Origin of the sequence: Microbulbifer sp. (assembly GCF_051659245.1) — a bacterium.
Taxonomy (GTDB): Bacteria; Pseudomonadota; Gammaproteobacteria; order Pseudomonadales; family Cellvibrionaceae; genus Microbulbifer.
This window is the reverse complement of the sequence record NZ_JBOFOC010000092.1, coordinates 17,874-44,806: the sequence shown is the minus strand read 5'-3', so window position 1 is coordinate 44,806 and position 26,933 is coordinate 17,874. Positions and strand designations below refer to the sequence as shown.

Annotated in this window: 18 protein-coding genes and 2 pseudogenes; 13 read left to right on the top strand and 7 right to left on the bottom strand. The window is 60.0% G+C overall.

The genetic code is table 11. From position 1 onward, the window contains the following. The first annotated feature begins 84 nt into the window (after positions 1-84). Complete coding sequence (gene parE, locus ACRC0P_RS10055) at positions 85-1,971, top strand: DNA topoisomerase IV subunit B (RefSeq protein WP_438630448.1); 1,887 nt, start codon at positions 85-87, stop codon at positions 1,969-1,971. 56 nt (positions 1,972-2,027) lie between these two features. Here parE and ACRC0P_RS10050 read toward each other — a convergent pair. Next, positions 2,028-2,891: pseudogene (locus tag ACRC0P_RS10050) on the bottom strand (DUF3800 domain-containing protein); the annotation flags it as partial. A 364-nt stretch (positions 2,892-3,255) separates the two neighbouring features. Here ACRC0P_RS10050 and ACRC0P_RS10045 point away from each other — a divergent pair. Further along, positions 3,256-3,438: pseudogene (locus ACRC0P_RS10045) on the top strand (hypothetical protein); the annotation flags it as partial. A 9-nt stretch (positions 3,439-3,447) separates the two neighbouring features. On the opposite strand, the gene mmsB reads toward ACRC0P_RS10045, so the two are convergent. Together mmsB and ACRC0P_RS10035 are read right to left on the bottom strand one after the other, a co-directional pair. Then, positions 3,448-4,332, bottom strand: coding sequence for a 3-hydroxyisobutyrate dehydrogenase (gene mmsB, locus ACRC0P_RS10040; protein ID WP_438630446.1), 885 nt, complete (start codon positions 4,330-4,332; stop codon positions 3,448-3,450). Between the two features lie 17 nt (positions 4,333-4,349). Next, positions 4,350-5,861, bottom strand: coding sequence for a CoA-acylating methylmalonate-semialdehyde dehydrogenase (locus tag ACRC0P_RS10035; protein WP_438630444.1), 1,512 nt, complete (start codon positions 5,859-5,861; stop codon positions 4,350-4,352). A 476-nt stretch (positions 5,862-6,337) separates the two neighbouring features. Here ACRC0P_RS10035 and ACRC0P_RS10030 point away from each other — a divergent pair, with 476 nt between their 5' ends. The 7 genes from ACRC0P_RS10030 (at position 6,338) to ACRC0P_RS10000 (ending at position 14,528) form a co-directional block, all read left to right on the top strand. Further along, positions 6,338-6,619, top strand: coding sequence for a hypothetical protein (locus ACRC0P_RS10030; RefSeq protein ID WP_438630442.1), 282 nt, complete (start codon positions 6,338-6,340; stop codon positions 6,617-6,619). Between the two features lie 208 nt (positions 6,620-6,827). After that, the gene (locus tag ACRC0P_RS10025; RefSeq protein WP_438630440.1) at positions 6,828-7,109 is read left to right on the top strand and encodes a hypothetical protein; all 282 of its coding nucleotides are present in this window, start codon (positions 6,828-6,830) and stop codon (positions 7,107-7,109) included. 86 nt (positions 7,110-7,195) lie between these two features. Further along, positions 7,196-7,480 (top strand): hypothetical protein, encoded by a 285-nt coding sequence (locus ACRC0P_RS10020; RefSeq protein WP_438630438.1) that lies wholly within the window; start codon positions 7,196-7,198, stop codon positions 7,478-7,480. Positions 7,481-8,011: 531 nt separating this feature from the next. Continuing rightward, the gene (locus ACRC0P_RS10015) at positions 8,012-9,325 is read left to right on the top strand and encodes a DEAD/DEAH box helicase (RefSeq protein ID WP_438630436.1); all 1,314 of its coding nucleotides are present in this window, start codon (positions 8,012-8,014) and stop codon (positions 9,323-9,325) included. Positions 9,326-9,756: 431 nt separating this feature from the next. Next, positions 9,757-12,483 (top strand): response regulator, encoded by a 2,727-nt coding sequence (locus tag ACRC0P_RS10010; RefSeq protein WP_438630434.1) that lies wholly within the window; start codon positions 9,757-9,759, stop codon positions 12,481-12,483. Beyond that, positions 12,480-12,836, top strand: a complete 357-nt coding sequence (locus ACRC0P_RS10005) for an Hpt domain-containing protein (RefSeq protein ID WP_438630432.1) — start codon at positions 12,480-12,482, stop codon at positions 12,834-12,836. Before ACRC0P_RS10010 ends, ACRC0P_RS10005 begins: the two co-directional genes overlap by 4 nt. Positions 12,837-12,884: 48 nt before the next feature. Further along, positions 12,885-14,528: a Glu/Leu/Phe/Val dehydrogenase dimerization domain-containing protein gene (locus ACRC0P_RS10000; protein WP_438630430.1), complete on the top strand. Its 1,644-nt coding sequence runs from the start codon at positions 12,885-12,887 to the stop codon at positions 14,526-14,528. A gap of 275 nt (positions 14,529-14,803) precedes the next feature. Here the strand turns inward: ACRC0P_RS10000 and ACRC0P_RS09995 are convergent, their stop codons facing one another. Genes ACRC0P_RS09995 through ACRC0P_RS09985 form a run of 3 tightly spaced genes read right to left on the bottom strand, consistent with a single transcriptional unit; the run spans position 14,804 to position 18,394 of the window. Beyond that, on the bottom strand, positions 14,804-16,102 hold the full coding sequence (locus ACRC0P_RS09995) for a M20 family metallopeptidase (RefSeq protein WP_438630428.1): 1,299 nt from the start codon (positions 16,100-16,102) through the stop codon (positions 14,804-14,806). Further along, positions 16,099-17,388, bottom strand: a complete 1,290-nt coding sequence (locus ACRC0P_RS09990; protein WP_438630426.1) for an AGE family epimerase/isomerase — start codon at positions 17,386-17,388, stop codon at positions 16,099-16,101. The genes ACRC0P_RS09995 and ACRC0P_RS09990 overlap by 4 nt, the downstream gene beginning before the upstream one ends. A 13-nt stretch (positions 17,389-17,401) precedes the next feature. Then, the gene (locus tag ACRC0P_RS09985; protein ID WP_438630424.1) at positions 17,402-18,394 is read right to left on the bottom strand and encodes a LacI family DNA-binding transcriptional regulator; all 993 of its coding nucleotides are present in this window, start codon (positions 18,392-18,394) and stop codon (positions 17,402-17,404) included. A gap of 390 nt (positions 18,395-18,784) precedes the next feature. On the opposite strand from ACRC0P_RS09985, the gene ACRC0P_RS09980 reads away from it, so the two are divergent. The 4 genes from ACRC0P_RS09980 (at position 18,785) to ACRC0P_RS09965 (ending at position 24,916) form a co-directional block, all read left to right on the top strand. Continuing rightward, complete coding sequence (locus tag ACRC0P_RS09980; protein WP_438630422.1) at positions 18,785-20,653, top strand: sodium:solute symporter family protein; 1,869 nt, start codon at positions 18,785-18,787, stop codon at positions 20,651-20,653. 180 nt (positions 20,654-20,833) lie between these two features. After that, a complete protein-coding gene (locus ACRC0P_RS09975; protein WP_438630419.1) occupies positions 20,834-22,015 on the top strand; it encodes a glycoside hydrolase family 130 protein in 1,182 nt (393 codons plus the stop codon). 2 nt (positions 22,016-22,017) lie between these two features. Next, positions 22,018-23,325 (top strand): AGE family epimerase/isomerase, encoded by a 1,308-nt coding sequence (locus tag ACRC0P_RS09970; RefSeq protein ID WP_438630417.1) that lies wholly within the window; start codon positions 22,018-22,020, stop codon positions 23,323-23,325. Continuing rightward, positions 23,318-24,916, top strand: coding sequence for a beta-mannanase man5E (locus tag ACRC0P_RS09965; RefSeq protein WP_438630415.1), 1,599 nt, complete (start codon positions 23,318-23,320; stop codon positions 24,914-24,916). The genes ACRC0P_RS09970 and ACRC0P_RS09965 overlap by 8 nt, the downstream gene beginning before the upstream one ends. A 357-nt stretch (positions 24,917-25,273) precedes the next feature. Here the strand turns inward: ACRC0P_RS09965 and ACRC0P_RS09960 are convergent, their stop codons facing one another. Next, positions 25,274-26,614 (bottom strand): glycoside hydrolase 5 family protein, encoded by a 1,341-nt coding sequence (locus ACRC0P_RS09960; protein WP_438630413.1) that lies wholly within the window; start codon positions 26,612-26,614, stop codon positions 25,274-25,276. Positions 26,615-26,933 lie beyond the last annotated feature (319 nt).

The following is a 26,933-nucleotide window of genomic DNA, read 5'->3' as shown; positions in this document are numbered from 1 at the left end:
CCGAGCTCCAGCTCGGCAAGCGGGCCGCAGGCCCGCCCCTACAGGGCACACAACAGAATTTGTCAAAGAGCAGTCAATAAGAATATGGCCAATTACTCCGCCGAAGATATCGAAGTTCTCACAGGGCTGGACCCGGTACGCAAGCGCCCGGGCATGTACACCGATACCACCCGGCCCAACCACCTGGCCCAGGAAGTCATCGACAACAGCGTGGACGAAGCCCTCGCCGGCCACGCGAAAAAAATCGAAGTGGTGCTGCACAAGGACCACACTCTCTCGGTAAGCGACGACGGCCGCGGCATGCCGGTGGACATCCATCCGGAACAGGGCCGCCCCGGGGTGGAAGTCATCCTCTCCACCCTGCACGCCGGCGGCAAGTTCTCCAACAAAAACTACCAGTTCTCCGGCGGCTTGCACGGCGTGGGGGTGTCGGTGGTCAACGCCCTGTCCAAAGTGCTGGAAATCACCATCCAGCGCGACGGCCAGGTGTACCGCATGGGTTTCCAGAACGGCGACAAGGCCTCGGACCTGGAAGTGATCGGCAACTGCCCCAAGCGCACCACCGGTACCAGCCTGCGCTTTATGCCGGACCCGAAATATTTCGACTCCGCCAAATTCTCCGTGCCCCGCCTGCGCCACCTGCTGCGCGCCAAGGCGGTACTCTGCCCCGGCCTCACCGTGGTATTCATCAACGAGCAGGACAGCGAATCCGAAGAGTGGTACTACGAAGACGGCCTCAAGGACTACCTGGCGGATGCCAATCGCGGCTGGGAAGTGCTCCCGGCGGAACCCTTCGTGGGCAGCTTCGCCGCCACCAGCGAGGCCGCGGACTGGGCGGTCCAGTGGCTTCCGGAGGGCGGCGAAGTCACCGCCGAATCCTACGTCAACCTGATTCCCACCAGCCAGGGCGGTACTCACGTAAACGGTCTGCGCTCCGGCCTGCTGGAGGCCATGCGCGAATATTGCGAAATCCGCAACCTGATGCCGCGGGGCGTAAAACTGGGGCCGGAGGATATCTGGTCCCAGTGCTCCTACGTACTCTCCGCCAAACTGGCGGACCCGCAATTCTCCGGCCAGACCAAGGAGCGCCTCTCCTCCCGCGAGGCCACCGCCTTCGTCTCCGGCGTGGCCAAGGACGCTTTCAGCCTGTGGCTCAACCAACATACCGAAGACGGCGACCGCCTCGCCGAACTGTGTATCGGCAACGCGCAAAAACGCCTGCGCTCGGCGAAAAAAGTCGCGCGCAAAAAAGTCACCCAGGGCCCCGCGCTGCCCGGCAAACTGGCGGACTGCTCCAGCGGCGACACCGCGCGCAGCGAACTCTTCCTGGTGGAGGGCGACTCCGCCGGTGGCTCCGCCAAACAGGCCCGCGACCGCGAATTCCAGGCCATCATGCCCCTGCGCGGAAAGATCCTGAACACCTGGGAAGTGGACTCCACGGAAATCCTCGCCAGCCAGGAAGTGCACGACATCGCCGTGGCCTTGGGCGTGGACCCCGGCAGCGACAACCTCGAAGGCCTGCGCTACAACAAAATCTGCATCCTCGCCGACGCCGACTCCGACGGTCTGCACATCGCCACCCTCCTGTGCGCGCTCTTCCTGCGCCATTTCCGCCCCTTGGTCACCAACGGCCATGTCCACGTCGCCATGCCGCCGCTGTTCCGCGTGGATATCGGCAAGGATGTCTACTACGCGCTGGACGACGCGGAGAAACAAGGCATCCTCGATCGCATCGCTGCGGAAAACAAAAAGGGTAAGATCCAGGTCACCCGCTTTAAAGGCCTGGGCGAAATGAGCCCCCTGCAACTGCGCGAAACCACCATGGACCCGGACACCCGCCGCCTGGTACAGCTGTATATCGACGTCGGAGATGACAGCAACCAGTTGTTGGATATGCTGCTGGCCAAGAAGCGGGCGGGGGATCGGAAGCAGTGGTTGGAGAGTAAGGGGAATCTTGCGGAAGTGAGTTGAGTGAGGAATTGTTGTTTGTTGATAATTGCCGTTCCGTAGGGCCCAAATCCTGAGTCTCAGGCATGCAGCGCCGGGGCTTCCGCCGCGCTGGATGGGGTGACCTGTTCCGGCTTGAGCATGAGTTTGGCACTTCGGGATTTTTCGATGCCGTCACGCACAGTGATGCCGCCGCGCCACCTGGGTGGGTTTCCTGTTGAGTAGCGGAACTGCATTGCGGCAATACGAGCAGCAAAAGCTTCTCCAACTCTGCGATAGCCGGGTCTCAGATGGGCGTTCTCGATCTGTCCATCGCAGTAGGTATGACAGGCCATTGGAAACAGTATGGCTGACGCGATCAGGTCGGCAAGCTGCAAGCCTACATGGTTATCACTTGCCCCGAAAAGCGGCGGTTCCACAACTTTGGCCAGATTATCTTTCCCTGCGGAGTACTTCTGGGTGAATATTGAAAATGCTACCTGCTTATCCAGATGCAAAAGCCGCTGGTCAGCGACGATGATTCCGCTCGCCTGTTGTTCAATCAGGAATTGGTTGAAATGCTGGCACAGTGATTGAGCTGATGATGTATAGATGGCGGTAGTGTTGGAAATCGCTCCCGGTTCCTTTACTACAATGCGGGCCAGTAATCTCCCGCCAGCGGCTTCGATCACTTCCAGGTTTTTGCCGATGTAACCCACTGCTGCACGCCGCTTGTTCCGATTGCCTGTGGCGATGTCTTTGCGCAAGTTTGAGCCCTTTATCTCGAACCGCAGCAAGTCGGCGTAATGTGGCAGCTTCTTTGCTACTTGGGGATTGAAGCGCGCCTTGAGCGCCATGGCGTCCAAGGTTACAACTTTGATGGCGCTGATGGGCAGTATTAATCCGCAGAGGGCGAAGATTGGTTGAATCTCGGAAGGGCCGCGAGGCAGAGAGCCGGTACATCCCGCCTCATCAAAATGTAGAGGGCGTAGTCCATTTTCTTGTTTCCAGAAACAACTAAAGCCGCAAAAGCGGCTTTAGGACTTGTCGCCCAGCGGTGCTGGTTCGACGATCAGCTATATAGCTGTGTGAATTGTGGAGTGAGCGCGGAGCGATGTCAAATCCATAGAGCGGCAACCAGCCCAGTGCAAGCCCAGCTCCAATTAAAGAGGATATTGGCGCCATTCTGGCCGAGCTGACGGGCGGCACTGACTTGCGGCGAGCGGGCGGGAATCCGACCAGCGGTATTACGAGGACGGCCCCAAGGATTGCCCGGCTGGTGCCAGCGAGGGTTGGGAAGTGCTGTGCGGAGCCCTTCGTGGGTAGCCAAAAGGCAAGATTCAGGTCACTCGCTTCAAAGGCCTGGGCGAATGAACCCCTGCAACTGCGCGAGACCACCATGGACCGGGGTACGTGCCGGCTGGTGCAGCTCTACATCGATGCCGGAGACGGCAGCGATCAGTTGCTGGATATGCCGCGGCGAAAAAGCGTGCAGGGGATCGGAAGCAGTGATCTTCTCTGCTACCCAAGGAGCCTCTGAATACTGGAAAAATCCAGTCCCTCATTCCCCGCCCGTCCGTGCAGCCCGTACAGATTGCGCGCCAGTGAGCCCAGCGGCGTGTAGGACCTGCTAGCAGTAGCGGCCTGCTGGGCCAGGCCCAGGTCCTTGCACATCAGCTTGACCATAAAGCCGCCCGAATAGTTTTTGCTTGCCGGTACGTTCTCCATCACGCCCGGATAGGGGTTGTATTTCTCCAGCGACCAGTTGGCGCCGGAGCTTTTCAGCATGATTTCCGACAGCACCTTGGGGTCCAGGCCGTTGTCCACACCCAGTTGCAGTGCCTCGGCGGTGCCGATCATATGGATCGCGAGCAACATATTGTTGCAGATCTTCGCCGTCTGTCCGGCGCCGGCGGGGCCGGCGTGGAAGACGTTGCTGCCCATGTGTTGCAGTACCTGGCGCGCGCGCTCCACGTCCGCCGCCTCGCCGCCGCACATAAAACTGAGAGTGCCCGCCACGGCGCCGGCCACGCCGCCGGAGACCGGCGCCTCTACCGCGTGCAGGCCGCGCTTTTGCGCCTCCGCAATCAGGCGCGTGGAGCTGGCGGCGGCGACCGTGGAGCAGTCGATCACCAGTGTGTTCTCGGCAATATGCTCCAGCAGTTTGTCGCTGTCGATATACAGCGCCTCCACATCTTCGCCGTTCGGCAGCATGCTCACCACATAATCCGTACCCGCTATTGCCTCCAGCGGCGAGGCCGCTTTTTTTACGCCCTGGGTCGCGGCCGCGTCCAGTAACTCGCCCACCGGATCGAAGCCGGCCACGTTGAATCCCGCCTTGACCAGGTTGGCGGACATGGGGCCGCCCATATGGCCCAGACCAAAAAATGCCACATTGCCGTTCATTGCTTTTTCCCCGGAATTCATTTCAGGTGAATGGTCATATTCGGATTTTCCGCGTGCTCGATATCCGAATCGAACCAACGCGCGGTAACCGTTTTGGTTTCCGTGTAGAAGCGCACCGCCTGCTTGCCGTAGGCGTGCTGGTCGCCGTAGAAGGACGCGCGCCAGCCGGTAAAGCTGAAAAATGGCAGTGGTACCGGGATGGGCACGTTGATGCCCACCTGGCCTACCAAAATCTCGTGCTGGTATTTGCGCGCCGCCGCACCGCTGGCGGTGAAGATGGAGGTGCCGTTGCCGTAGGGGCAGTCGTTGATCAGCCGAATGGCGTCTTCCAGGGTATCCGCATTCACCAGGCAGAGCACCGGGCCGAAGATTTCATCCTTGTAGATGGACATCTCCGGGGTGACATCCGCAAACAGTGTCGGGCCCACCCAGTTGCCGTCCGGGTAGCCTTCCACTGTCGCGCCCGAGCCGTCCAGCAGGCAGGTGGCGCCCTCGGCTTTGCCCTTGTCGATATAGTTCAGCACCCGCTCTCGTGCCCGGGGAGAGATCAGCGGACCGAAGTCCGCCTGCGGGTCCTTCCAGGGGCCCGGCCTGACTTTCGCCATGGTGCCGCGGATTTCCGGAATCCACTGTTGCGCCTCGCCCACCAGCACCGCCACGGAGATTGCCATGCAGCGCTGGCCGGCGGCACCCACGGAGGAGCCGACGATATTGTTGAGCACCGCGGACTTGTTGGCATCGGGCATCACCACCATATGGTTCTTGGCGCCGGCGAAGGCCTGTACCCGCTTCAGGTGCTCGGTGCCGGTGCGGTAGATATGCTGGCCCACCGGCACCGAGCCGACGAAGGAGACGGCCCTGATATCCGGGTGCCTGAGCAGAAAATCCACCTGCTCCCCGCCGCCGTGCACCAACTGCAATACACCCTTGGGCGCGCCCGCCTCCTCGAACAGTTCGGCCAGCTTGCAGGGGGTGATCGGGTCCTGTTCGGACGGTTTGAGGATAAACGTATTGCCGCAGGCGATCGCCATGGGGAACATCCACAGCGGAATCATCGCTGGGAAGTTGAACGGAGTGATACCGGCGCAGACACCCAGCGGCTGGGTGTAGGAGTAGCAGTCGATGGCCGAGGCCACGTTCTCCACCGTCTCCCCCATCATCAGCGCGGCGATATTCGCAGCCTGCTCCACCACCTCGATGCCACGCCAGATATCGCCCCTGGCGTCCTCAAAGGTCTTGCCGGTCTCCTCGCAGAGTACTTCCGCTAACTCGTCCCGGTGTGTCTTCAGCAGCTCCTGGTACCTGAGCATCAGCCGCGCGCGACTGGGCACAGGGGTCTTTTTCCAGTCCTCGAAGACCGCCTTGGCGGAATTCACCGCCTGCTGCAACTCGTCGTCGGTGGTGTAGGGGGCCCGGGTCAACACCTCGCCCGTGGCCGGGTTGGTCACATCGAGCCAGTGGTCACTGCCGGATTGAACCCAGTCGCCGTGCAGGTACAGTGGCAGCCTGGCGGGAATGCTCTTGTTCATGCTCTTTACCTGGGCGGAATGTGCCTGGACAGTTTAGGCATAACTGCACACCCGGGTTTGAGCCGTGGCGCATCGATAACCGCAAGCAGTGGTTGGAGAGTAAGGGTAATCTTGTGGAAGTGAGCTGAGTACTCCTTTCCCTAAAGAGGAAAGAACTGCCACTTGAGTGGGGTTTTCTGTGGAGAAACGCCTGATGGTTCGGGATTCAGACGCCCGTGGCTCTTGAACACTGGCTGGCGCCAGTTAAGTTATTGATTTATAAAGAAGGCCAAATGTGTACAAGAGCCGGTGGCAATGCCGTGTTATAGAGCCTGGGGCTAAATATCTTGGTAGCTGTATTTCTAGATTTGTGGCGTAACTTATTGATTTAAAGGATTCTTCTCTATTGGCGTGGAGGCGTTTTGAGGTTATAGAGCCAAGGTGATATAACGCCACTGGCTTTTGAATAAAACGTTATCTGTAAGCCAGACATGAAGATGATTGAAACTATAGATGTTAAAGGTTTGAATTTGTCTGAAGCAGAAGAAATTCAATTTATGTATCCCGAGGAGCCTGATTGGCCCAGCGTTTCTGATGAAATACTCGTAGCGCTTGTAAAGGATTACGTGTCTGAACCAAATTGTGCAATGATTGCGCTGGGTGAGCTTGACATCCGCGGACATCCACTGGCAAAACCTATAGCGGCGTGGCTGCTTGAGGAAGAACACGCAGATGAATGGCTTAAAAGGTTAGTGCAAGATAAGTTATATGACGAGTGAAAAACACATGACAAGGCCAAGCAGCATCGCGCACTATGTGCGCTGGACCTCGCTACGCTCGGCCGCTGTTGGCGGCGGTTACGTTTACTAGGGCCTTATGCTCGTTACTATTTCCAGCTATAGCTTGCCGTACGAAGCGCACATTGCTACGTCTCGTCTGGACTCCAAGGGAATACCTTCTTTCATAGCAGATGAACATACAATCAATATGCAGTGGCTCTACTCCCATGCTCTTGGTGGTGTAAAACTCCAGGTTCCAGGGTTATATGCAGAAGCTGCGCTTAGAATTCTTGATGAGAGTCGCGAAGAGGCTCTGGTAGAGGGTTATGGAGTAGATCGAAAGGCATGCCCGTGTGGTAGCGAGAACACAGAATTTTATCAACTCGGGCGTCGCTGGGCGTTCGTGGTGTTTATAGGGATACAATTTCCGCTTTTTCCTGTTAGGGATGGCATAAAATGCAAAGAATGCGGAAAAATATCAAAAACGTAACAAGGCGTAGCACTACACTGCCACAAAGTGGCGGCGGGATGCTCGTAAACTCGCGCCCGTGTACGCGGCGTTATTTGCGAAGAACCATGAAGACGACCATCGCACTTCTTCTATTAGTTTCTGCCCCCTCGTTTTCTGCCGAGTGTGACCGAGAGTTAGCTAAAAAGGTGGGCGTAAAAGCCATTAAGAATAAGTTTCCGAAAGAGCATGATGAGCACAAGCCTTTTGGAGTGACCTCTGGCAAGAAATTCTGGTTTATAGTACCAGAGGTAGTGGAAAGATATTCACGTGGCAGGGGGTGGACCGGAGGCCGTCGTCGAGAAAAAATCCTGCAAGGTGATGCGAGTGTCCCTTGCCAAGTAAGAAAATAACCAGGCCATGCTGCGGACGGCCTACACAACGCGCTTCGCGCTAAAAACGCTCTGGCCGCCACAGATGAAATCGCAGGAGGTCACTTCTCAGAACGATGTAACCCGATGTTCTGCCATCGGTTTCCTACCCCGGCTAACCTCGTTCCCGCGGGCAAAACCTCCTGTAGGAGCCGGCTTGCAGAAGAGTTGGACCGCGGCAGAGCCCGGGGAATATTCGCCTGCAAGCAGGCTCCTACAATGCAAAGCTCACGGCAGCAGTTTTCGGGATCCTCTGTATCGCGCCGGAAAATAAAACTACCCAGTCACTGAAGGTGTGTTATAGTGCCGCGGCTGGTGGCAACGCCAGCTGCGTCATCTGTAGGCCGGCGAGCCGCCGGCACCTTTCCGGAACTCCTCCGAGCTTCCTCTGAATTCCCCTACTGAATGCCGCACCGGGCCAGTGCAGTCAAGCTGCGCCGGCATGTTATGACAGCGGCAAATTGACCCCTGCGAAATTTACACTGCTGCCCTCGGGCGGTTGGGACATACTTTATGTTGTTTGAAGACTTAGGGCTGGCTCCGGAGCTGGCCCGTGCGGTAGCTGAACAGGGCTACGACAAACCCACTCCTATCCAGGCCCAGGCCATCCCCGTAGTAATGCGCGGCGGCGACGTGATGGCCGCGGCGCAGACCGGTACCGGCAAGACCGCCGGTTTTACCCTGCCGTTGCTGCACCGACTGAAAGCGGGAGACCGCGCGCGCAACGGCCAGGTGCGCGCGCTGGTGTTGACCCCCACCCGCGAACTGGCGGCGCAGGTGCACGACAATGTGCAGGCTTATGGCCAGCACCTGCCGCTGCGCAGCGCCGTGGTGTTCGGCGGAGTGAAGATCAATCCGCAGATGATGAAGCTGCGCGGTGGCGTGGACCTGCTGGTGGCCACCCCGGGCCGTCTGCTGGACCTGCACAACCAGCGCGCGCTCAGTTTTGAAAAACTGGAAGTGCTGGTGCTGGACGAAGCCGACCGTATGTTGGATATGGGCTTTATCCACGATATCAAAAAGATCCTCTCGCGCCTGCCGAAAAACCGCCAGAACCTGATGTTCTCCGCGACCTTTTCCCCGGAAATCCGCCAACTGGCCAAGGGCCTGGTGAAGGACCCGGTGGAGATCGATGTGAGCCCGCGCAACACCGCCACGGAAACCGTGCAGCAGAAGCTGCACCCGGTGGACAAGACCCGCAAGACGGCCCTGCTCAGCCATCTGATCCGCGAGAACGGCTGGCACCAGGCGCTGGTATTCAGCCGCACCAAGCACGGCGCCAACCGGCTGGTGAAACAGCTGGAGGCGGATCGCATCCGCGCCGCGGCGATTCACGGCAACAAGAGCCAGAACCAGCGCACCAAGGCCCTGGCGGATTTCAAGGCCGGCAGGGTGCAGATACTGGTGGCCACGGATATCGCCGCGCGCGGTATCGATATCGACCAACTGCCCCAGGTGGTGAATTTCGATTTGCCCAATGTGCCGGAGGACTATGTGCATCGCATCGGCCGCACCGGCCGCGCCGGCTCTCGCGGGCAGGCGGTGTCGTTGGTGAGCGCAGATGAAATCAAGCAGTTGAAGGATATTGAGCGGCTGCTCAAGAAGCCGATTCCGCGGGTGGAGATCGACGGCTTTGAGCCGGGCCACTCGCTGCCGGCTTCCGGTGCAGCAAACCGCGGCCGCGGTGACGGCGGGCGAGGCAGGCAAGGTGCCGGACAGGGGCGCGGGGACGGTAATAATGGGCAGCGACGCGACGGCCAGCCGCGCGGCGATGCACAGCGTCCGCAACGGCGCAGAAGGCGGCCGGCGCGCACGGAATCCGCATAAGACCCCATCTCTTATTGACTCGTTATTCCGGTGTGGGAACGTCACGCCGGACTTGATCCGGTATCCAGTCCAGTGGCATCTGGGTTCCGGCCTGCGCCGGAACGACGAAAGCGCGTTGTAGGGGCCCTTGCCGCGATCGGTTTGCGCTATTGGCAAAATCCGATCGCAATTGGGCCGCTCACACAGTACTGTTCAGACACTTTCCAGGGCCTCCTCCAGGTCACTCACGCAGTCTCCCCACCGGCTACACCCTGAAAAAATCAGCTATCCTCGTTAACAGGTTGTGTGCCCTTTATCACCCTCAGTGATAGGGAAGCAACGCCCTGTGCGAGGCCCACATGGTCGATGCCGGCGATGATCGAAGATACCCCAGATCAAAGAAAAGGCGAGGCCACCCGGCGCTGCTCGGCCTGCGCCCGAGGGAGTGGGCCGTGCTGGCAGTGGGCTTGCTCTGCCTGCTGCTCACCTTCGGGGTCTGGTACTGGCTCTACACCAGTGAGCAAACCGGTGCGCGGGCTCGATTCGCGCTGTCCAGCGAGATGCTCATCGGCGCCGTCGGTCGCAATTTAGAAACCCATATCATCGATCTCGAATTCTTCGGGGCTTTCTACCAGGCATCGGTGCTGGTCGAACGGCGCGAATTCACCGATTTCGCCGCCCCCTTTCTGGAGTCCTTTCCCGGCCTGGAGTCGGTGTTCTGGGCCCCCGAAACGGAGGCGGAGGAGCGGGCAGCCCATGAAGCGCTAGGCCGGCGGGAACTGAATGATCGGTACCGGATATGGCGGGCCCGTCCCACGGACAACGACGCATCGCCAAACGGGCTTCAGTCCCACTTTCCGGTGTTCTTTCTGGAGGCGGCGCAGCCGGGAACCAGGGGGTTGCTTGGGCTGGACCTGGCGTCCCTGCCGTCGGTTCGCCAGGCCATGGTGCGAGCCCGCGATACCGGCATGCCCGCTACTACCCCTCCGCTCACCTTGCCCGGCCTGGAAGACGTGAAACCACCACGCGTCCTGGCCGTCATGCCCGTTTACGAGAGCCCCTCCACCCCGGATTCAGTGGACGAACGCCGGCAGGACCTGGCCGGGTTCGTCGCCGCCATTCTGCGCCTCGATAGAATTGTCGAGGGGGCATTGATCCCGCCCCCCGCCCGGAAGGTTGAGGTCGTCCTCCTGGACGCCGGTGTCTCCCCGCCAGTCCCGGTGTACCGGTATGCCCCAGACGAAGCCGCCCCGGCACACCGTCGGGGATCGCTCAGCTATGCCCGCCTGCTGCCCGTTGCGGGATATCCCTGGCAGGTCGAAGTCAATGCGTTGGAACCCTTCATCCCCGGCTGGATACGGGCCCCCACTATCGCCCTCGTCGGGGGGCTGCTGACCACCGCTCTGATCGTCGCCTACCTGATGCTGCTTGTGCGACAGACCAGCCGCGTGGAGCAGCTCGTTAAAGAGCGCACGGCCGACCTCCAGTCCGTCAATCAGAGGCTCGAACAGCAGACCGTCGATCTGCTCGAGATGGGGGAAAACCTGAAAACCGCCAAGGAACAGGCGGAGGCGGCGACGCAGGCCAAGAGCCAGTTTCTGGCCAACATGAGCCATGAAATCCGCACCCCCATGAACGGTATCATCGGCATGGGCGAACTGCTGATGGACACCAAGCTGACGCCCCAACAGCGCGATTACCTGCGGATCATCGACCAGTCGGCGGATTCCCTGCTGCGGGTTATCAACGAGATCCTGGATTTCTCCAAGATCGAAGCCGGCAAGATCGAGCTGGAGTCCATGCCCTTCGGACTGCGCGACACCCTGGTGGACATGCTGAGAACCCTGGCGGTGAAGGCCGCCAACAAGGACCTGGAGTTGGTCTACCACATACCGCCCGAGGTGCCGGACCGGCTGCTGGGCGATCCGGGGCGGTTGCGGCAAGTGTTGCTGAACCTGGTGGCCAATGCCGTCAAATTCACCGAGCACGGCGAAGTGGTCGTGGACATTGCCGTCGAGTCCCAGGATCGCGCGTCGGTGCGGCTCCGCTTTACCGTGAGCGATACCGGGCCGGGCATCCCCCGGGAATTCCAGAAATCCATCTTCGAAGTCTTCGAGCAGGCCGGTGTCGGCGTCTCACGGCGCTACGGCGGCAGCGGTCTCGGCCTCAGTATAGCGGCCCAACTCGTCCATCTGATGGGCGGCGAGATCGCCCTGGAAAGCGAGGAGGGCGAGGGGGCCACTTTCCATTTCAGCCTGCCTTTCCGGCTGGCGGCGGACCGTGCGGACAGCGGCATCGAGCGGGAGCCGGTGCATCTGCACGGCCTGCGGGTGCTGGTGGTCGACGACAACCAGACCAACCGCACTGTTCTCGAAGAGATACTGGAAAGCTGGCAAATGGCGCCCACGGCGGTGGCCGGCGGCGAAGAGGCCCTGGAGGTACTGCGCCGGGACGGCGAGGACTTCGCTCTGGTGGTCAGTGATCTGCGGATGCCGGAAATGGACGGCGTGGAACTGGCACGTCGCATCGGCCAGCTCGACCTGCCCGACCCGCCCGGGATCATCCTGCTGTCCTCCGCCGACACCGGCGACGGCCGCGACCTGGACGCCGGCGGACAGGTAGCGGCCTGGCTTACCAAGCCGGTGCGCCAGTCGGCCCTGTTGAATGCCATCGTCGAGGTCATGGGTCTCGCGGGGCGGGAAGAGCCCGAGGCGGCCCCGGCCGGTGCAGAACCCCCTGTCCTGCGACCGCTGCGTATCCTGGTGGCCGAGGACAACAAGGTCAACCAGGCCGTCGCCAGCAAGAGCCTTGGCAAACGGGGTCACCGGGTGACCCTGGTGGACGACGGCCGACAGGCCGTGACCGCCTGGGAATCCGGCGGTTTCGATCTGATCCTGATGGACGTGGAAATGCCCGAAGTGGACGGACTGGACGCCACCCGCGAGATTCGCGCAAGGGAACAGGATACGGACAGCCACATTCCCATTATCGCCATGACCGCCCATGCCCTGGCGGGAGACCGGGAGCGCTGCCTGGCAGCGGGCATGGACGGCTACGTCGCCAAGCCGCTGCGGATCCGGATATTGGAGGAGGAAATCGCCAGGGTGATGCCCGGCGCCGCCGGTCCCCCCGAAGGGCCCGGACCGGGGGGGACCACAGTAAACAGGAGCGCACCATGAGCACTTTCGAATGGCAAAAAGCGCTGGCCGACCTGGACGGCGACGAGGAACTCCTGCGCGATCTGGCGGAGGTTTTCCTCGCCGAAGCCTACGCTATGACAGATGCCGTCCGCAACGCCGTGGAGTGGCAGCACGCCGCTGAACTGCGCCGCGCCGCCCACAGCCTGAAGGGCGCGGTTCGCGTGTTTCACGCCGATGCCGCCACTGCCGCCGCATTGAATCTGGAAACCCTGGGCCGCGATGCCAACTTCCAGGGCGCGGACCAGGCCCTGGCTAAGCTGGAAGAGGAGGTCGGCCGCCTGTGCAGCGAGCTCAGGGATCACCTGCAAAACGATACGCCCCCGGCCAGCTGACCCCGCGACAGCCGGCCGGGCCCGACACGGGAGGAACGAACCTTGGACATGCGCCCGCTCAGGGTATTGCTGGTGGAAGACAACCCGGTTTACCGGCGCCTGATCGAAAAGCTGCTCACCGGCAGCCAATATCCGTCTTTCGACGTCACCTCCGTCGACCGCTTGTCGGCCGCGTTCGACAGCCTCGACCGGCAGTCGTTCGACGTTGTACTGCTCGATCTCCTGCTGCCGGACAGCGAACCCCACGAAACCTTCTTCCGCCTGCGCAGCCGGGCGCCGGACACCGCCATCGTCATCCAGACGGGATTCGACGACGTCACCCTGGCCTCGAAGGCGGTGGAGGGCGGCGCCCAGGATTACCTCATCAAGGACCGCATCGGCCGGGTGGGCCTGGTGCGCTCGATCCGCTACGCGGTGGAGCGGATGCGGGCCCGCGGCGCGGAGTGGGCCTCCGGCATGTTCCACCTCGCCCAACAGCAGTTCCTCAAGGCCGCCTACATCGTCGAACTCGATGACAACGTGCGCCAGCGGCTGCTGTTTCCCGAACGGGCCCAGGTGGCGGCCCTGCCGTTCCGGCGCGACGAGCATGGCGAGGTGGAAACCGTGTTCGGCTACCGGGTGCAGCACGTGCTGGCCATGGGACCCACCAAGGGGGGCATCCGCTATCACCAGGGGGTGGATCTGGGCGAGGTCGCGGCACTGGCGATGTGGATGACCTGGAAGTGCGCCCTGATGCGGCTGCCCTTCGGCGGCGCCAAGGGTGGCATCCGCATCAACCCACTGGATCTGTCGCGCACCGAGTTGCAGCGCCTGACACGGCGCTACACCCTCTCGTTTATCGATATCATCGGTCCGGACATGGATATCCCCGCCCCCGACATGGGCACCAACGAACAGGTGATGGCCTGGATCATGGACACCTACAGCCATCGCGTCGGCTATACCGTGCCTGCGGTGGTCACCGGTAAACCGGTGGTGCTCGGCGGCTCCCAGGGGCGCACCGAAGCCACCGGGCGCGGCCTGGTGTACTGCATCATCGAAGCCGCCCGCCACCTCGGGCTCGATCTCGGGCAGTGCACCGCGACGGTCCAGGGTTTTGGCAACGTCGGCGCCCACACCGCCCGTTTCCTGCGGGAAAACGGCGTCAAGGTGATCGCCGTCAGCGATGTGAGCACTGCGGTATACAATGCGGAAGGGCTCGACATCGACGATCTGGACGCCTACGTGGCCAGGCGCCGCTTTCTGGAAGGCTACCCCGGTGGCGAGCACATCACCAACAGCGAACTGCTGGAACTGCCCTGCGACATTCTGGCGCTGGCGGCCCTGCAGAACCAGGTCACCATCGACAATGTGCAGCGTATCGATTGCAAGATCCTCGCCGAGGGCGCCAACGGCCCCACCACCCTGGAAGCCGACGATGTACTGCGCGAAAGGGGCATCTTCGTGCTGCCGGACATCCTCGCCAACGCGGGGGGCGTCACCGTTTCCTACTTTGAATGGGTGCAGGGCATGCAGAACTTCATGTGGACGCTGGAGGAGGTCAACACCCGGCTCCACACAATCATGACCGACGCCTTCCGCCGCACCCTGACCCGGGCGGAAAAGGAAGGTACCGACATGCGCACTGCCGCGCTCATCGAGGCGCTCGACCGGGTCAGGCAGGCGGAACTGTTGCGGGGGCTGTTTCCCTGAAGGAAACGCTAAGGAGGGGGGCAAAACATCCCGCACCTGCCCCGCCTCTCTTCCCTGTAGGAGCGGCCCATGGCCGCGACAAATTTGTCTGGAGCAAACTTGTAAGCCGAGGGCGCCCGAAGGGTGAGTGCCATGGATGGTGCGAATCGATCTTGCTTCGTAGTCAGATTGATCGCAGCCATGGGCCGCTCCTGCAAGAAGTGCATAATGATCCCGAGTCCCGAGTCCCGAGTCCCGAGTCCCGAGTCCCGAGTCCCGAGTCCCGAGTCCCGAGGTCACTGGGTCCCGTGATTATCCATATAATCCAGCGCCAGCTGGGTGATCGCCCTGGTGCCCACCTTCAGCGCGCTCTCGTCCACATAGAACTCCGGCGAGTGGTTGCTGGCGGCGGTGGCGGCATCTTCGCCCGCGGGGGTTACGCCCAGGAAGTAGTAGAAGCCCGGCACCGCGTTGGCGAAATAGGAGAAGTCCTCGGCGCCAGTGATCTTGGGCACTTCGATCACGCGCTTCCCGCCGGCGGCGGCCCGCAGGGTCGGCAGTACCGCCTGGGTCAGCGCCGGATCGTTGACGGTGACCGGGTAGCCCTCGAGGATCTCCACTTCCGCCCTGGCGCCGGCGCTCTCGGCGATATGTTTCACCGTGGTCTGCAGCTTCTCGAAGATCTGCCGGCGGTTGTCCATATCGAAGTTGCGGATGGTGCCGTTCATAAACACCGAATCGGGGATGATGTTGTTGCGCACCCCGCCGTCGATCTTGCCAAAGGACACCACGGCCGGCTCCCTGGTGATGTCGATCTGGCGGCTGATGATGGTCTGGGTGCCGAGCACGATCTGCGCGGCGGTTGTGATCGGGTCCACCCCGCCCCAGGGGCGGGAGCCGTGAGTCTGGCGGCCGTGCACGGTGATGCGGAATTCGTCGGAACTGGCCATTAGCGGGCCGGAGCGGTAGCCGATCACGCCGGCGGGCAGGTTGGAGGTGACGTGCTGGCCGAAGGCCACGTCCGGCTTGTATTTCTTGAACAGCCCCTCTTTCAGCATCAGCTCGGCGCCGCCCTCCTCGCCGTCCGGTGCGCCCTCCTCGGCGGGCTGGAACACGAACAGCACATTGCCATGCAACTGCTCGCGCATGCCGGCGAGCACCTCCGCCGCGCCCATCAGCATGGCCACGTGGGTGTCGTGGCCGCAGGCGTGCATCACGCCCACTTCCTCGCCGTTGTAGGTGGTCTTCGCCTTGGAGGCGAAGGGCAGGTCCACCCGCTCGGACACCGGCAGCGCGTCCATATCCGCGCGCAGGGCCACCGTGGGGCCGGGTTTGCCGCCCTTGAGCAGCGCGACCACGCCGGTGTGGGCCACGCCGGTCTCCACCGCCATGCCCAGGGATTTCAGGTGGCTGGCGATGTACTTGGCGGTCTCGAACTCGCGGTTGCCCAGTTCCGGGTTGCGGTGGATATGGCGGCGCCATTCGATGACTTTGGATTGGGTGTTGTTCAGCAACTGGTCCACATCGGCGGCTGTCGCCGGGCCCGCGCCCAGCAGCGCCGTCCCCAGGGCGAAAGGCAAGAATACTCTTTTCACGGTGGTGTTCCTTGTTTTTGGTTGTCGTCGCTGGATTCCAACGCAGCAATGCCTGATGCCCCTGGGCCGGATATTGCACCACGGGTTGCGCCAAGATCTGTGCGCTCAGGGCATTTTTGCGGTGTCATGGGCTCTCTGCTCGCCGCCTCGCTGTAATCGGTCACCTCGGCAGTGGCCACCATCAGGTGATAAAGGGTGCTGGCCGGAGCATGATGATTGATAACCTGGTTCTGTTTATCCAATTGGTCAATGTATAGACCGGGCAGGGAAGGGGAAAAGTAATATTCGAACAGCAGTCGTATGCCGTGCGCGGCCTGCTGTTCGGCAGCGGTATCTCCGCCTGCGGCCTGGCACAGGCTGGCTTTGATCAACTCCGTAATCGGCCAGCACCGTTTAGTGGCTTGGTGGATTTTACCGCTGGGAGTGATCGCATCGTAAATCAACCCTGTAGTTTTCTCCTGGCCCAGTGACAGCGCATTGTCATACAAGGTGCGGGTATAGCGATCGACGGGGGCACCGCTGCGTCGGCTGTACTGATGCAGCAGCCATACCCATTCCAGCATGTGGCCGGGTTCCACTTGCTGCCCCTCGTCTTCAGTGAGCGGGCACCAGTCGTGCCGGAAGTATTCCAGCAGCAGCCCCCGTTCACTGTCGTAGAAACAGTTTTCAAAGAGTGCGAAAACCTCCCCCGCCCGGGCCAGCCAGCGACCGTCGCGGGTGGCGTCGTAGAGGGCGATAAAAGCTTCGAGCAGGTGCATGTGCGGGTTTTGCCGTCTCACTTCCGTCTCGTAATCTCCCTCCTGCCAGCCGCCCCGGGGCCCCTTGAGATATTGATCCAGATGGCAGATCAGGGCCTCCGCCTTGCGCAGGGCCGCGAGGTCGTTGAAGGCGCGCAGGCGCCAGGCACAGGCCAGGAGAAAGAAGGCGAGGTCGTAGAGGTCCTGGCGCGTGTCGCCGATGCGATCGTCGCTGGTCAGCAGGTGAACATAAACATCGGGGGTATTGGGGTGAGTGGCATAGCGAGCCAGGTAACTTTCCAGCGCCGCTACCCGCCCTGCGCCGTCACCAAGCCAGTTGCGGAAGCTGGCACAGGCAATAAAGAACATCTGCCGCGCCTGGACCCGAACCCGTTTGGCACAGCCTCTGTCGGCATTGCCTTCGCTGTCGAGTCGCTCATAAGCGCTGCCGGTGGCGGGATCAAACCCTCTGTTGATCCAAAGGGGGATGGCGGAGTCCACCATCCAGCTCTGCAGCCGCTCGGACCATTTTGAGAGTTCCTGGGGCATGTTTCGCTCGGCTTCAGGAAAGGGCTGGGGTGCTTTTGCGCACTATAAATTCGTAGGGCAGCACCGTTTCGGTCTGCTGCAGCTCCTGGCCTTCGATCAGTTCCAGCAGGGTATTGAACCCGATGCGGCCCAGTTCTTCGGCGGGTTGGGCAACCGTCGTCAGGGGCGGGTCGCTGTAGCGGGCGAACTCGATATCGTCGAAACCGGTGATGGACATATCCTCCGGCACGCGAATGCCGGCGGACTTGAGGCCCTGGATGCAACCGATGGCCATTTCATCGTTCATTGAGAAAATGGCCGTGGGGCGGTTTTTCATGCGGGCAAAATGGCTGGCCGCCCTCAGTCCCGATCCCATGGTGAAATCGCCATTGACCAGCAGGTCGGGGTCATAGGGAATACCTGCCTTTTGCAGGCTCTCCCGATAGCCGCGCAGGCGGTCGCGGGAGTGAGGGTTGTCGTGCAGGCCGGCGAGGACACCGATCCTGCGGTGGCCCTGGCCGATCAAATATTGAACGATCTCGCCCGCGGCGCCGGCGTTATCGATGCGCACCGACGGGTAGGGAGTATCCTCGCAGCCGCAGGTCGAAACCATGGGGATGTCCGTCTCCGGCTCCAGGGACTCGCCGGGAACATGGGGGCGTAACTGCAGTACGCCGTCCGCCTGGCGGGTCTCCACCAGTTTGGTGTAATCCCGCTCGCGGGCGATGGAGTCCCTGGTATCTCCCAGCAGAACGCTATAGCCCTTTTGCTGGGCGGCGTCCTCTATTCCCCGGATAACGGTGGCGAAAAACAGGTTGGAGATATTGGGCACCAGGACGACGATCGAGTAGGCGCGCACGGCACGAAAGTTACGGGCCATCATATTGGGCCGGTACTTTACCTTCTCGATCGCTGCGTTGACCTTGGCCAGCGCTTCTTTCGAGACTTTTTCCGGGTGGCTGAGCGCCCGGGACACCGTGGCAATTGAAACCCCGGCAACCCGTGACACTTCCCTGATATTCGACATTGTGACGACCGTAACAGGCTGGATGGCTGGCTGGTGCCGACGTTAAAGCGAAAGGCAACTTACCGCAAAATGTTGAGAAGCTCTAGCAAATGTGAGTGTAACCGGTTACATTATACCTGCTGGCTCCCTCGCTGGGTAGGGGCTGAGCCGAATGGCACTGAGTTAAGCGGAATCTCCCTGTAGGAGCCTGCTTGCAGGCGAATTGAAGTCGCGGCAGGGCCCCGGGAATGTTCGCCTGCGAGCAGGCTCCTGCAATCCCTCAGGGGGCGGGAGCATCTCGGGGCTTAACTTAGTGCCATTCGGGTTTGAGCCCGACTCCGGATGCCAAAACGATAATAAGCGCCGCAGCGAAAACACGGCAGGCGCTGATAATAATGAGAGAGTGTTGCCATGAACCTCGCCCCTGTCGACTTGCTGGTGATCGGTCTCTACCTGTTTGCCTCGCTGTTTATCGGTTTCTGGGTCTCCAGAAGGGCTTCGCAGAATATCCAGAGTTACTTCCTGGGGGGGAACAAGCTGCCCTGGTACTACCTGGGGTTATCCAATGCTTCCGGGCAGTTCGACATCTCAGGGACTATGTGGATGGTCTATCTACTCTTCATCTACGGCTTGAAGAGCGTCTATATCCCCTGGCTGTGGCCCGCCTTCAACCAGGTTTTTCTGATGGTCTTCCTGTCTATCTGGCTGCGCCGCTCCGGCGTGATGACCGGGGCGGAGTGGATACGTTTTCGTTTTGGCGAGGGGCGTGGGGCGGAGCTATCCCACCTGGTGATCGTGGCGTTTGCGTTGCTGGTGGTGCTCGGCTACCTGGCCTACGGATTTGTCGGCATCGGTAAGTTCGCGGCGGCGTTTATGCCCTGGCAGCTCTCGGCGGATGCGCATACCAACGAGATTATCTATGGGCTGATTCTGACCGCGGTCACCGCTGTCTATGTGGTGAAGGGCGGTATGTTCGGTGTGGTGCTCACAGAAGTGATGCAGTTCGTCATCATGACGGTGGCCTGCATTGCGATTGGTGTCATCGCGATGGTCCAGGTGTCGCCGGAGATGCTCGAAGCCGCAGTTCCGGAGGGCTGGTTCAGTATGGGCTTTGGCCGGACTTTGGAGCTGGACTGGAGCGGAATCCTGGAAAGCGCCAACCAGCGTATTGTCGAGGACGGCTGGTCGCTGTTTTCCGTGTTTTTCATGCTGGTGCTGCTCAAGGGAATTCTGCAGAGTATTGCCGGCCCGGCGCCGAACTATGACATGCAGCGCATCCTCTCGGCGCGTACGCCGGTGGAGGCGGCCAAGATGAGCTGGCTGGTAAGCCTGGTCTTGCTGTTCCCGCGCTACATGATGATTACCGGCCTCACCATACTGGCGCTGGTGTTCTTTATGGGCGATCTGCGCGCGATGGGGACGGCTGTCGATTTTGAGCAGATATTACCTTTTGCGCTGGCCAATTATGTGCCCGCGGGCCTTCTTGGTCTGGTGATTGCTGGCCTGCTGGCCACCTTTATGTCCACATTCGCGGCGACCACCAACTCGGCGCCGGCCTATGTGGTGAACGATATCTACAAACGCTATTTCAACCCCAACGGGTCGCAGAAAGTCTACGTGCGAATGAGCTACCTGGTCTCCGTGACATTTGTGTTGCTTGGAACCGCAATCGGTTTATTTGCCCCCTCCCTGAACGACATCATCCTGTGGATTGTCAGTGCGCTTTATGGCGGCTACACCGCGGCCAACATCCTCAAGTGGTATTGGTGGCGGATGAATGGATTCGGCTACTTCTATGGAATGCTCGCCGGGCTGCTGGTTGCCATTCCGCTGATGTTCACTGATCTATCCCCCCTCTACGCCTTTCCGGCATTGTTTGGGCTCTGTGTAGTGGCCAGTATCGCGGGCTCGCTGCTCACCAGGCCGGATGATATGGAGACGCTGAAGAAGTTTTATTTCAAAACACGCCCCTGGGGATTCTGGCGGCCGGTGCACGAGGCCCTCGAAGAGAGCCATCCTGGTCTGCGCAGGAACGGGGACTGCCTTCGGGATATGGTCAACTGCACCGTCGGTATTTTCTGGCATACGGCTCTGACCGCCGCGCCTATATTTCTTGTGATTCGCCGCTGGCCGGAATTCTTTGTGGCTGCGGCAGTGGTTGTGGTGACAAGCCTGTTTCTGTGGCGCAACTGGTATGTCCTGATGCGCAATGACCCGGATGCGGCAGTGGGGGGTGCGGAGGTGTCTGAAGATGATCGAGGTGCTTTGACATCTGCCTGATATATATGCACGAGGTAACTGCTCACCCCTGTAGGAGCGGGCCATGCCCGCGAACAGATTCTGTTCGCGGGCATGTCGGATGGCCGCCCCGCCGCTCCTACAGGGTGGCTCACTTAAGCCAATGCAGGCTCCCTGTGAGTGAGTGATTACTGCATAAGCTTTAGATTATAAGAGTGGTTTATGAGTGATTTTATTGGAAAGGTGCGAGCACTTGTCGCGCAGCAGGAAGATTTTCTTTCCAGAAGAAACGAGCCCGATAGCGGGATTGGTAATGGGGTATTTCAACGGTGGAAGAATCCCGTTGTCAGCCGCCACCATGTGCCGGTTTCCTGGCGTTACGATTTCAACGAGTCCAGAAATCCGTGGCTGATGGAGCGGCAGGGAATTAACGCCACATTCAATGCGGGCGCGATCAAGCTCGATGAAAAATATCTTCTGGCCGTTCGTGTCGAGGGAGCCGACAGAAAGTCATTCTTTGCGATCGCAGAGAGCGCCAACGGTGTGGACGGTTTTCGTTTCTGGGACAAACCGATCGTCATGCCGGAAACCGAACGGCCGGACACCAACGTGTACGATATGCGCCTCACCAGGCATCAGGATGGCTGGATCTATGGCCTTTTCTGCACGGAGCGCAAGGATGAAAACTGCCCGCAGGATATCAGCGCAGCCGAAGCCCAGTGCGGCATAGCCCGCACCAGGGATTTGCGCAGCTGGGAGCGGCTTCCGGACCTGGCTACCTATTCCGGGCAGCAGCGTAACGTGGTGCTCCACCCGGAGTTTGTCGACGGAAAATACGCTCTATATACCCGTCCACAGGACGGGTTCATCAGCGTTGGCAGCGGAGGTGGTATCGGCTGGGGGCTGACCGATAGCATGGAGTCTGCGGAAATCACCGAAGAGGTATTGGTTGATACCAAGGTATACCACACCGTCAAAGAAGTGAAAAACGGCCTGGGGCCCGCACCGATAAAAACACCCCGTGGCTGGCTGCACCTGGCACACGGCGTGCGCAATACCGCTGCGGGGCTTCGTTATGTTCTGTACATGTTCATGACGGACCTGGAGCGCCCCTGGGAGGTCATCCACCGCCCCGCCGGACACCTGATGGCGCCGGAAGGTGGCGAGCGACTGGGGGATGTCTCCAACGTGCTGTTCAGCAACGGCTGGATAGCCGACGACAACGGACAGGTGTTTATCTACTACGCCTCTTCGGATACACGCCTGCATGTCGCCACCACGAGCGTCGATTGCCTGATTGACTACTGTGTTCACACACCGGCCGACGGCCTGCGTTCAGCGGCATCCGTTGCCAGCAGAATCGATCTGATCGAACGCAATACTGCAGTTCTAAAGGACCTTTGAGTATGGATATCCCGCAAATAGCGGACAAAAGGATCGAGCAATTTCCGGATCAGTCTGTCTGCGCTGCACTGCAGGCGGAGTTCAGGAAGCAACTGCTTTCCATTGCCGACTGGTGGCAGGAAAACACGCTCGACCAGGCTTACGGAGGCTTCTTTGGTGAGGTTTCCGTTATCGGGACTCCAACTCCGGAAGCGGATAAAGGCGTTGTCCTCAATGCGAGAATACTCTGGTTCTTCAGCGAGTTGTGCCTGTATCTGGGCGGGGGAGAATCCGCTGCCAGATACCGGCCCTTGGCCGACCGCGCATTCCATTATTTTGTAGAGCGCTTCGACGACAAAATACATGGCGGAGCTGTCTGGTCCGTGAACGGTCAGGGAAGACTCGTTGATGGGACGAAAAAGACCTATGCCCAGGCATTTTCCATCTATGCCCTGTCAAGCTATTACCGCCTTACCAATAACAAAGCAGCCCTGGATAAGGCGCTTTCCTACTTTGAGCTGATCGAGAAACACTGCGTCGACCCGGATTTGGGTGGATACTGGGAGGCGCTGGGAAGGGATTGGCTCCCGGTCGAAGACGTCCGACTCAGCGAAAAGGATATGAACGCTCCCAAAACCATGAACAACCACCTGCATATAATGGAGGCCTATACCGGGCTGTACAGGGTGTGCAAAAGCGGAGCCGTGGAAAAGGCGCTGAGAAACAGCATCGAATGGTTCTGTGAAAAGATTTTCGACGGCGGAAGTGGCCATTTGCGCCTGTTCCTCGACAGAAACTGGGAAGACATTTCCAAAGGCTTTTCATACGGCCACGATATCGAAGCCAGCTGGTTGCTGGCCGAGTCCCTTGAGGAACTCGGCGATCCGGGTTTTGATTCCAGATTCTCTGATTGCATCCTCGCGCTTTCCGACAGCTGCTTGCGCGAAGGCATGGGGGCGGATGGCCAGGTTTTGGACACTTACGATTTTTCATTGCAGATACGACATCGGGAATCCGAGTGGTGGGTCCAGGCAGAGGCCATGGTCGGATTCCTGAACGCCTGGCAGCTGACCGACGACGCGCGGTACAGGGACGCTTTCCTGAAAGTCTGGCTGTTCGTCAAAAATCACCAGATCGACGGGGAATGCGGTGAATGGTTCTATTATTCAACGCTGGATCACACGAGGGGAGAGCAGCCCTACAAGGCAGGATTTTGGAAGGGGCCCTATCACAATGGCCGGGCGATGATGGAAGTATGTCGTCGGTTGCAAAGCCTGGGTTTGTCGGAGAATAAAGACAAGGCGGATCGGAACTATGAAATCGTTGGCTAGAATTTTTCTGTTGGCTGCATTGAATACCGCAATGCTGGGCTGTTCGAATGCGAAGGCCGACTTGCCGGATCACTGTATTGTCCCGGACGGGAAAAGTGATTTCCCGGGCTTTCACGATTTTGTCACCCGGGATGGCTACAGATTAATTGACGGCGACAGGCCGCTGCGTTTCATCGGCCTGCACGCCACCGAGTTGCACCGGATAGAGGATGACGTGGCCTCGAAAAACAGCGAGATCGGCAAGGCGGACCATTTTCGCTGGCCCAGTGCTCGGGAGCAGGAGAACTGGATAAAGGCACTTGTAAGAAGCGGGCACACCGTTAGCAGGATATACACGCTTTCCGTCGACGATATGTCGCTCCCCGATGCGGTCAGGCAGAACATGCCCGCCCATGTGGTCAAAAACCCGGCCACCGGTCGGGTGGAATTGAACCCCGAGGCCATGCAGGTATTCGACCGGATGGTGTATCTCGCAGACCTGCACGGCCTGCGCCTGATCGTGCCGGTGATCGACCACTGGAGCTGGTGGGGCGGCAAGCGGGAGCTGGCGATCATGGTTGGCGAGGACCATCTGGAGACCAAGGAATTGGGCCCCCTGTACGATGTGGACAGCAAAACCTATGCCGCCTACCGGGGTATTATCGAGCAGCTGTTGACCCGCAGAAACAGTTGCACCGGTCGGGAATACCGCGAAGAAAAAGCGATAATGGCGTGGGAGACCGGCAATGAGCTGCGCGGAACCAACAAACGCTTCCTGGCCGAGACGGCGTCGTTGATCAAGCGGCTGGCGCCCAACCAATTGGTGGTGGATGGGGATCAGCAGGCCGACAATATCAACAGCGGTCGGCAGGAAGACGTGGGGAACGGAGAGTTCCTCGGTTTGCTGGATAAAAATGTGGATATACAGTCCAACCATTTCTACGGCTCTTATATGGACCCGGAGGTGGTCAGGCATCAGGCGAAACTGGCCCGGAAGTACAACAAACCGCTGTTCGTCGGCGAATACGGCCTGCAACCGTTTGCGCGCATAGAGGAGGTTACCCGGGCCCTGGCGGAGGAGCCCGCCATCACCGGCGCTTTACTCTGGGGCTTTCGCGGGCACCGCGAGGCCGGCGGCTTTTACTGGCACAGGGAGTTCGATGGACACCTGAGCTATCACCTGCCGGGTTTTTCCGTCAATGACGACAACAACGAGCGCCGGGTCGTTGATCTTTTGCGCCGAACCCAGGCGGAAATATCCAGTAACCCCAGGGCGGTCCGGTTTGCGCGAAAACTACCGGCTCCGGAGGCGCCCTGGTTGCATCCGGTAAAAGCCAACGGAGAGATAAACTGGATGGGGGCTCCCGCGGGTGAGCGCTATCGGCTCTACCGCTCGGAAGACGGTGGGGAAAGCTGGAAATTACAGGCCGATGATCTTGTGGACGGGGAGAATTTCTGGAATCCGCAGAGCCGGTCCCTTTATCGTGAACCCCAGCCGCCGGAAAACGGTTGTTTCAGTTATCGCGTGGTGGCTGTGAACGAATCCGGGAAGTCGGAGCCATCCAATATACAGACGTTGTGTGCAGAGGATCGGGATGTGGCAGATCGCTGATTGCTAACCGCGAATCCGGTAATTGACTCGGCGGCACCCTGCAGGAGCCTGCTGTGACCGCCATGGATGGCGGAAATGCAGATTTTCAGGAGCAAAAATCTGTCAGGCGAGTGGGAGAGGCTCTTGGCCAGCTAGTACCCAAGCAGCTGTCCCTGGGGCTATCGCCGGCTCGGGCTTAACTGAGCCCGGCGTGAATGGCACTAAGATACTTGTAGGATGGGCAAAGGAGCGTAGCGACGTGCCCATCTTCTGGACCTGTCATGTAGGGTGCGCCGTGCGCACCAGAGCTATGCGGACCTCGGCATCTTCTGGTGCGCACGGCGCACCCTACAAGAGCGGCACCGTCATTTAAGCGCTTTATTCGGCATTTGATTTCCGCGCCAGCGTGGTTATTTCCGCAATCCTGTCGGCATGGCCGCTGATAATCGCCAGGGTGCTCGTGTCGCTGTCAAATACAGAGTTGAGCCCCTGCGGCTCCTGGGGTGGATCTCCGAGGAAGGGATCACCGGTCTTCCAGATCGCATCCGCAGAGGCCGCGCGGCCATAGCCGGCGAAGGTCCAGAAATTCGAGCCGCTAAACGGTCCCTTCTCTTTGTGGTTCTTCTCGATCAGCGCGTATATCTCCCCGAGAAAGCGGTCCCTGTATTTGGTGCTTGCCTCGGGAGAGTAGCTTCCGCCATCCCGTTCCACACCGAATTCCTCCAGCACCAGCGGTTTGTCGAGACGCCCGGCGATCTCTATATGCTGTTGCAGGTAATCGCGGGATTTCCGCAGTGCTTCGGGATAGGTGGAATCCGGGTCATTGATGTCGAACCAGCTCCAGTTCTTGATCCACAGGTGTACGGTCAGGTAGTCGATGTAAGGAGTGTCGTGAGCCGCAGTGTACAGATCGGCGCGCTGCTGGCTGCCCATAATGCCCTCACTGCCACTGCTCACCAACTGCCTGGGGGCGAGCTGTTTGATGGCTTTGGCGGTGTCGTTTATCCAGCCTATATAGCTTTGCGCCCTCTCCTCACTATAGGAGGCATCGCTGCCGGGCCGGGGCTCGTTGGCGAGTTGCCAGGACATGATGGTTGGATCGTCCCGGTATTTCTTGCCGGTTAGGTGATTGGTACGCGATGTCAGTTCGGCGATGGCTTGCCGGTACTGTTTCTGGCAGGGCGCGCAGCGATAGAAACCCGCAGACTTATCCATGAACTGATTCCATTCCCCATCCACGTCCGGGTCGTGAATTTTTCCCCCGTTGTGCCAGGCCAGGTATTGGGACATACCGCCAGACCACTGCCAGAAGTTGGTCAGGTAGAGCACCGCCTTCATGTCCCGCTTGGCCATCTCCACCAGAAGGCGGTCGAGGCCGCGCAGCAGCTTCTCGTTGTATGTGCCGGGGCTGGTGATAAAGGCGGGTTTCACGCTGCGGCTCAGCTCGCTCAGTTCGGACAGCGCCAGTACCCGAAGGTTGGTGATCCCGTTGTCCCGCAGGAAATCCAGCTCCCGGACCAGCCTTTCCGGGTCAGCATGTCCCAGGTAGGCCCCGTGCCAGTAGTTGGTTCCGGCATAGGCGTAGGCCCGGCCGTCGATACTGAAGTGGCCATCCTCGACGGTGACAAAGCCATCGGGGGCCCGGGCCTCCGCGAAGCCGCCGAGAACGGCGGTTAGCAGAACTGCGAAAAGTGTGGCGATATTTCTACGATTCGGCATTTTTGGTTATCTCTCTTTTCCTATTTTGTGTTTTATTGGGAAATAATCCTACCGGTGGTCTGAACCGTTGGTCGGGTATTGAGCGGGACCACCGGAGCCTTCGCCATTCAACCACATTTATGTAACCGGTTACAGTCCGTGACGCTTCTTTTTTTTGCCTCAATTTGCCTCAAGATGGCGCTTGGCACAAAAGGATTGCTCCGGGCTGGTGCTTGTTATAGTCTGGACATGGAACCGGTTACATTATGGAGTACCAGCCGGCTTCGTTGTGGGGAATCCAGGATTTCCGGGGGATGCAGGCTTGTTTCCCATGCTCAGG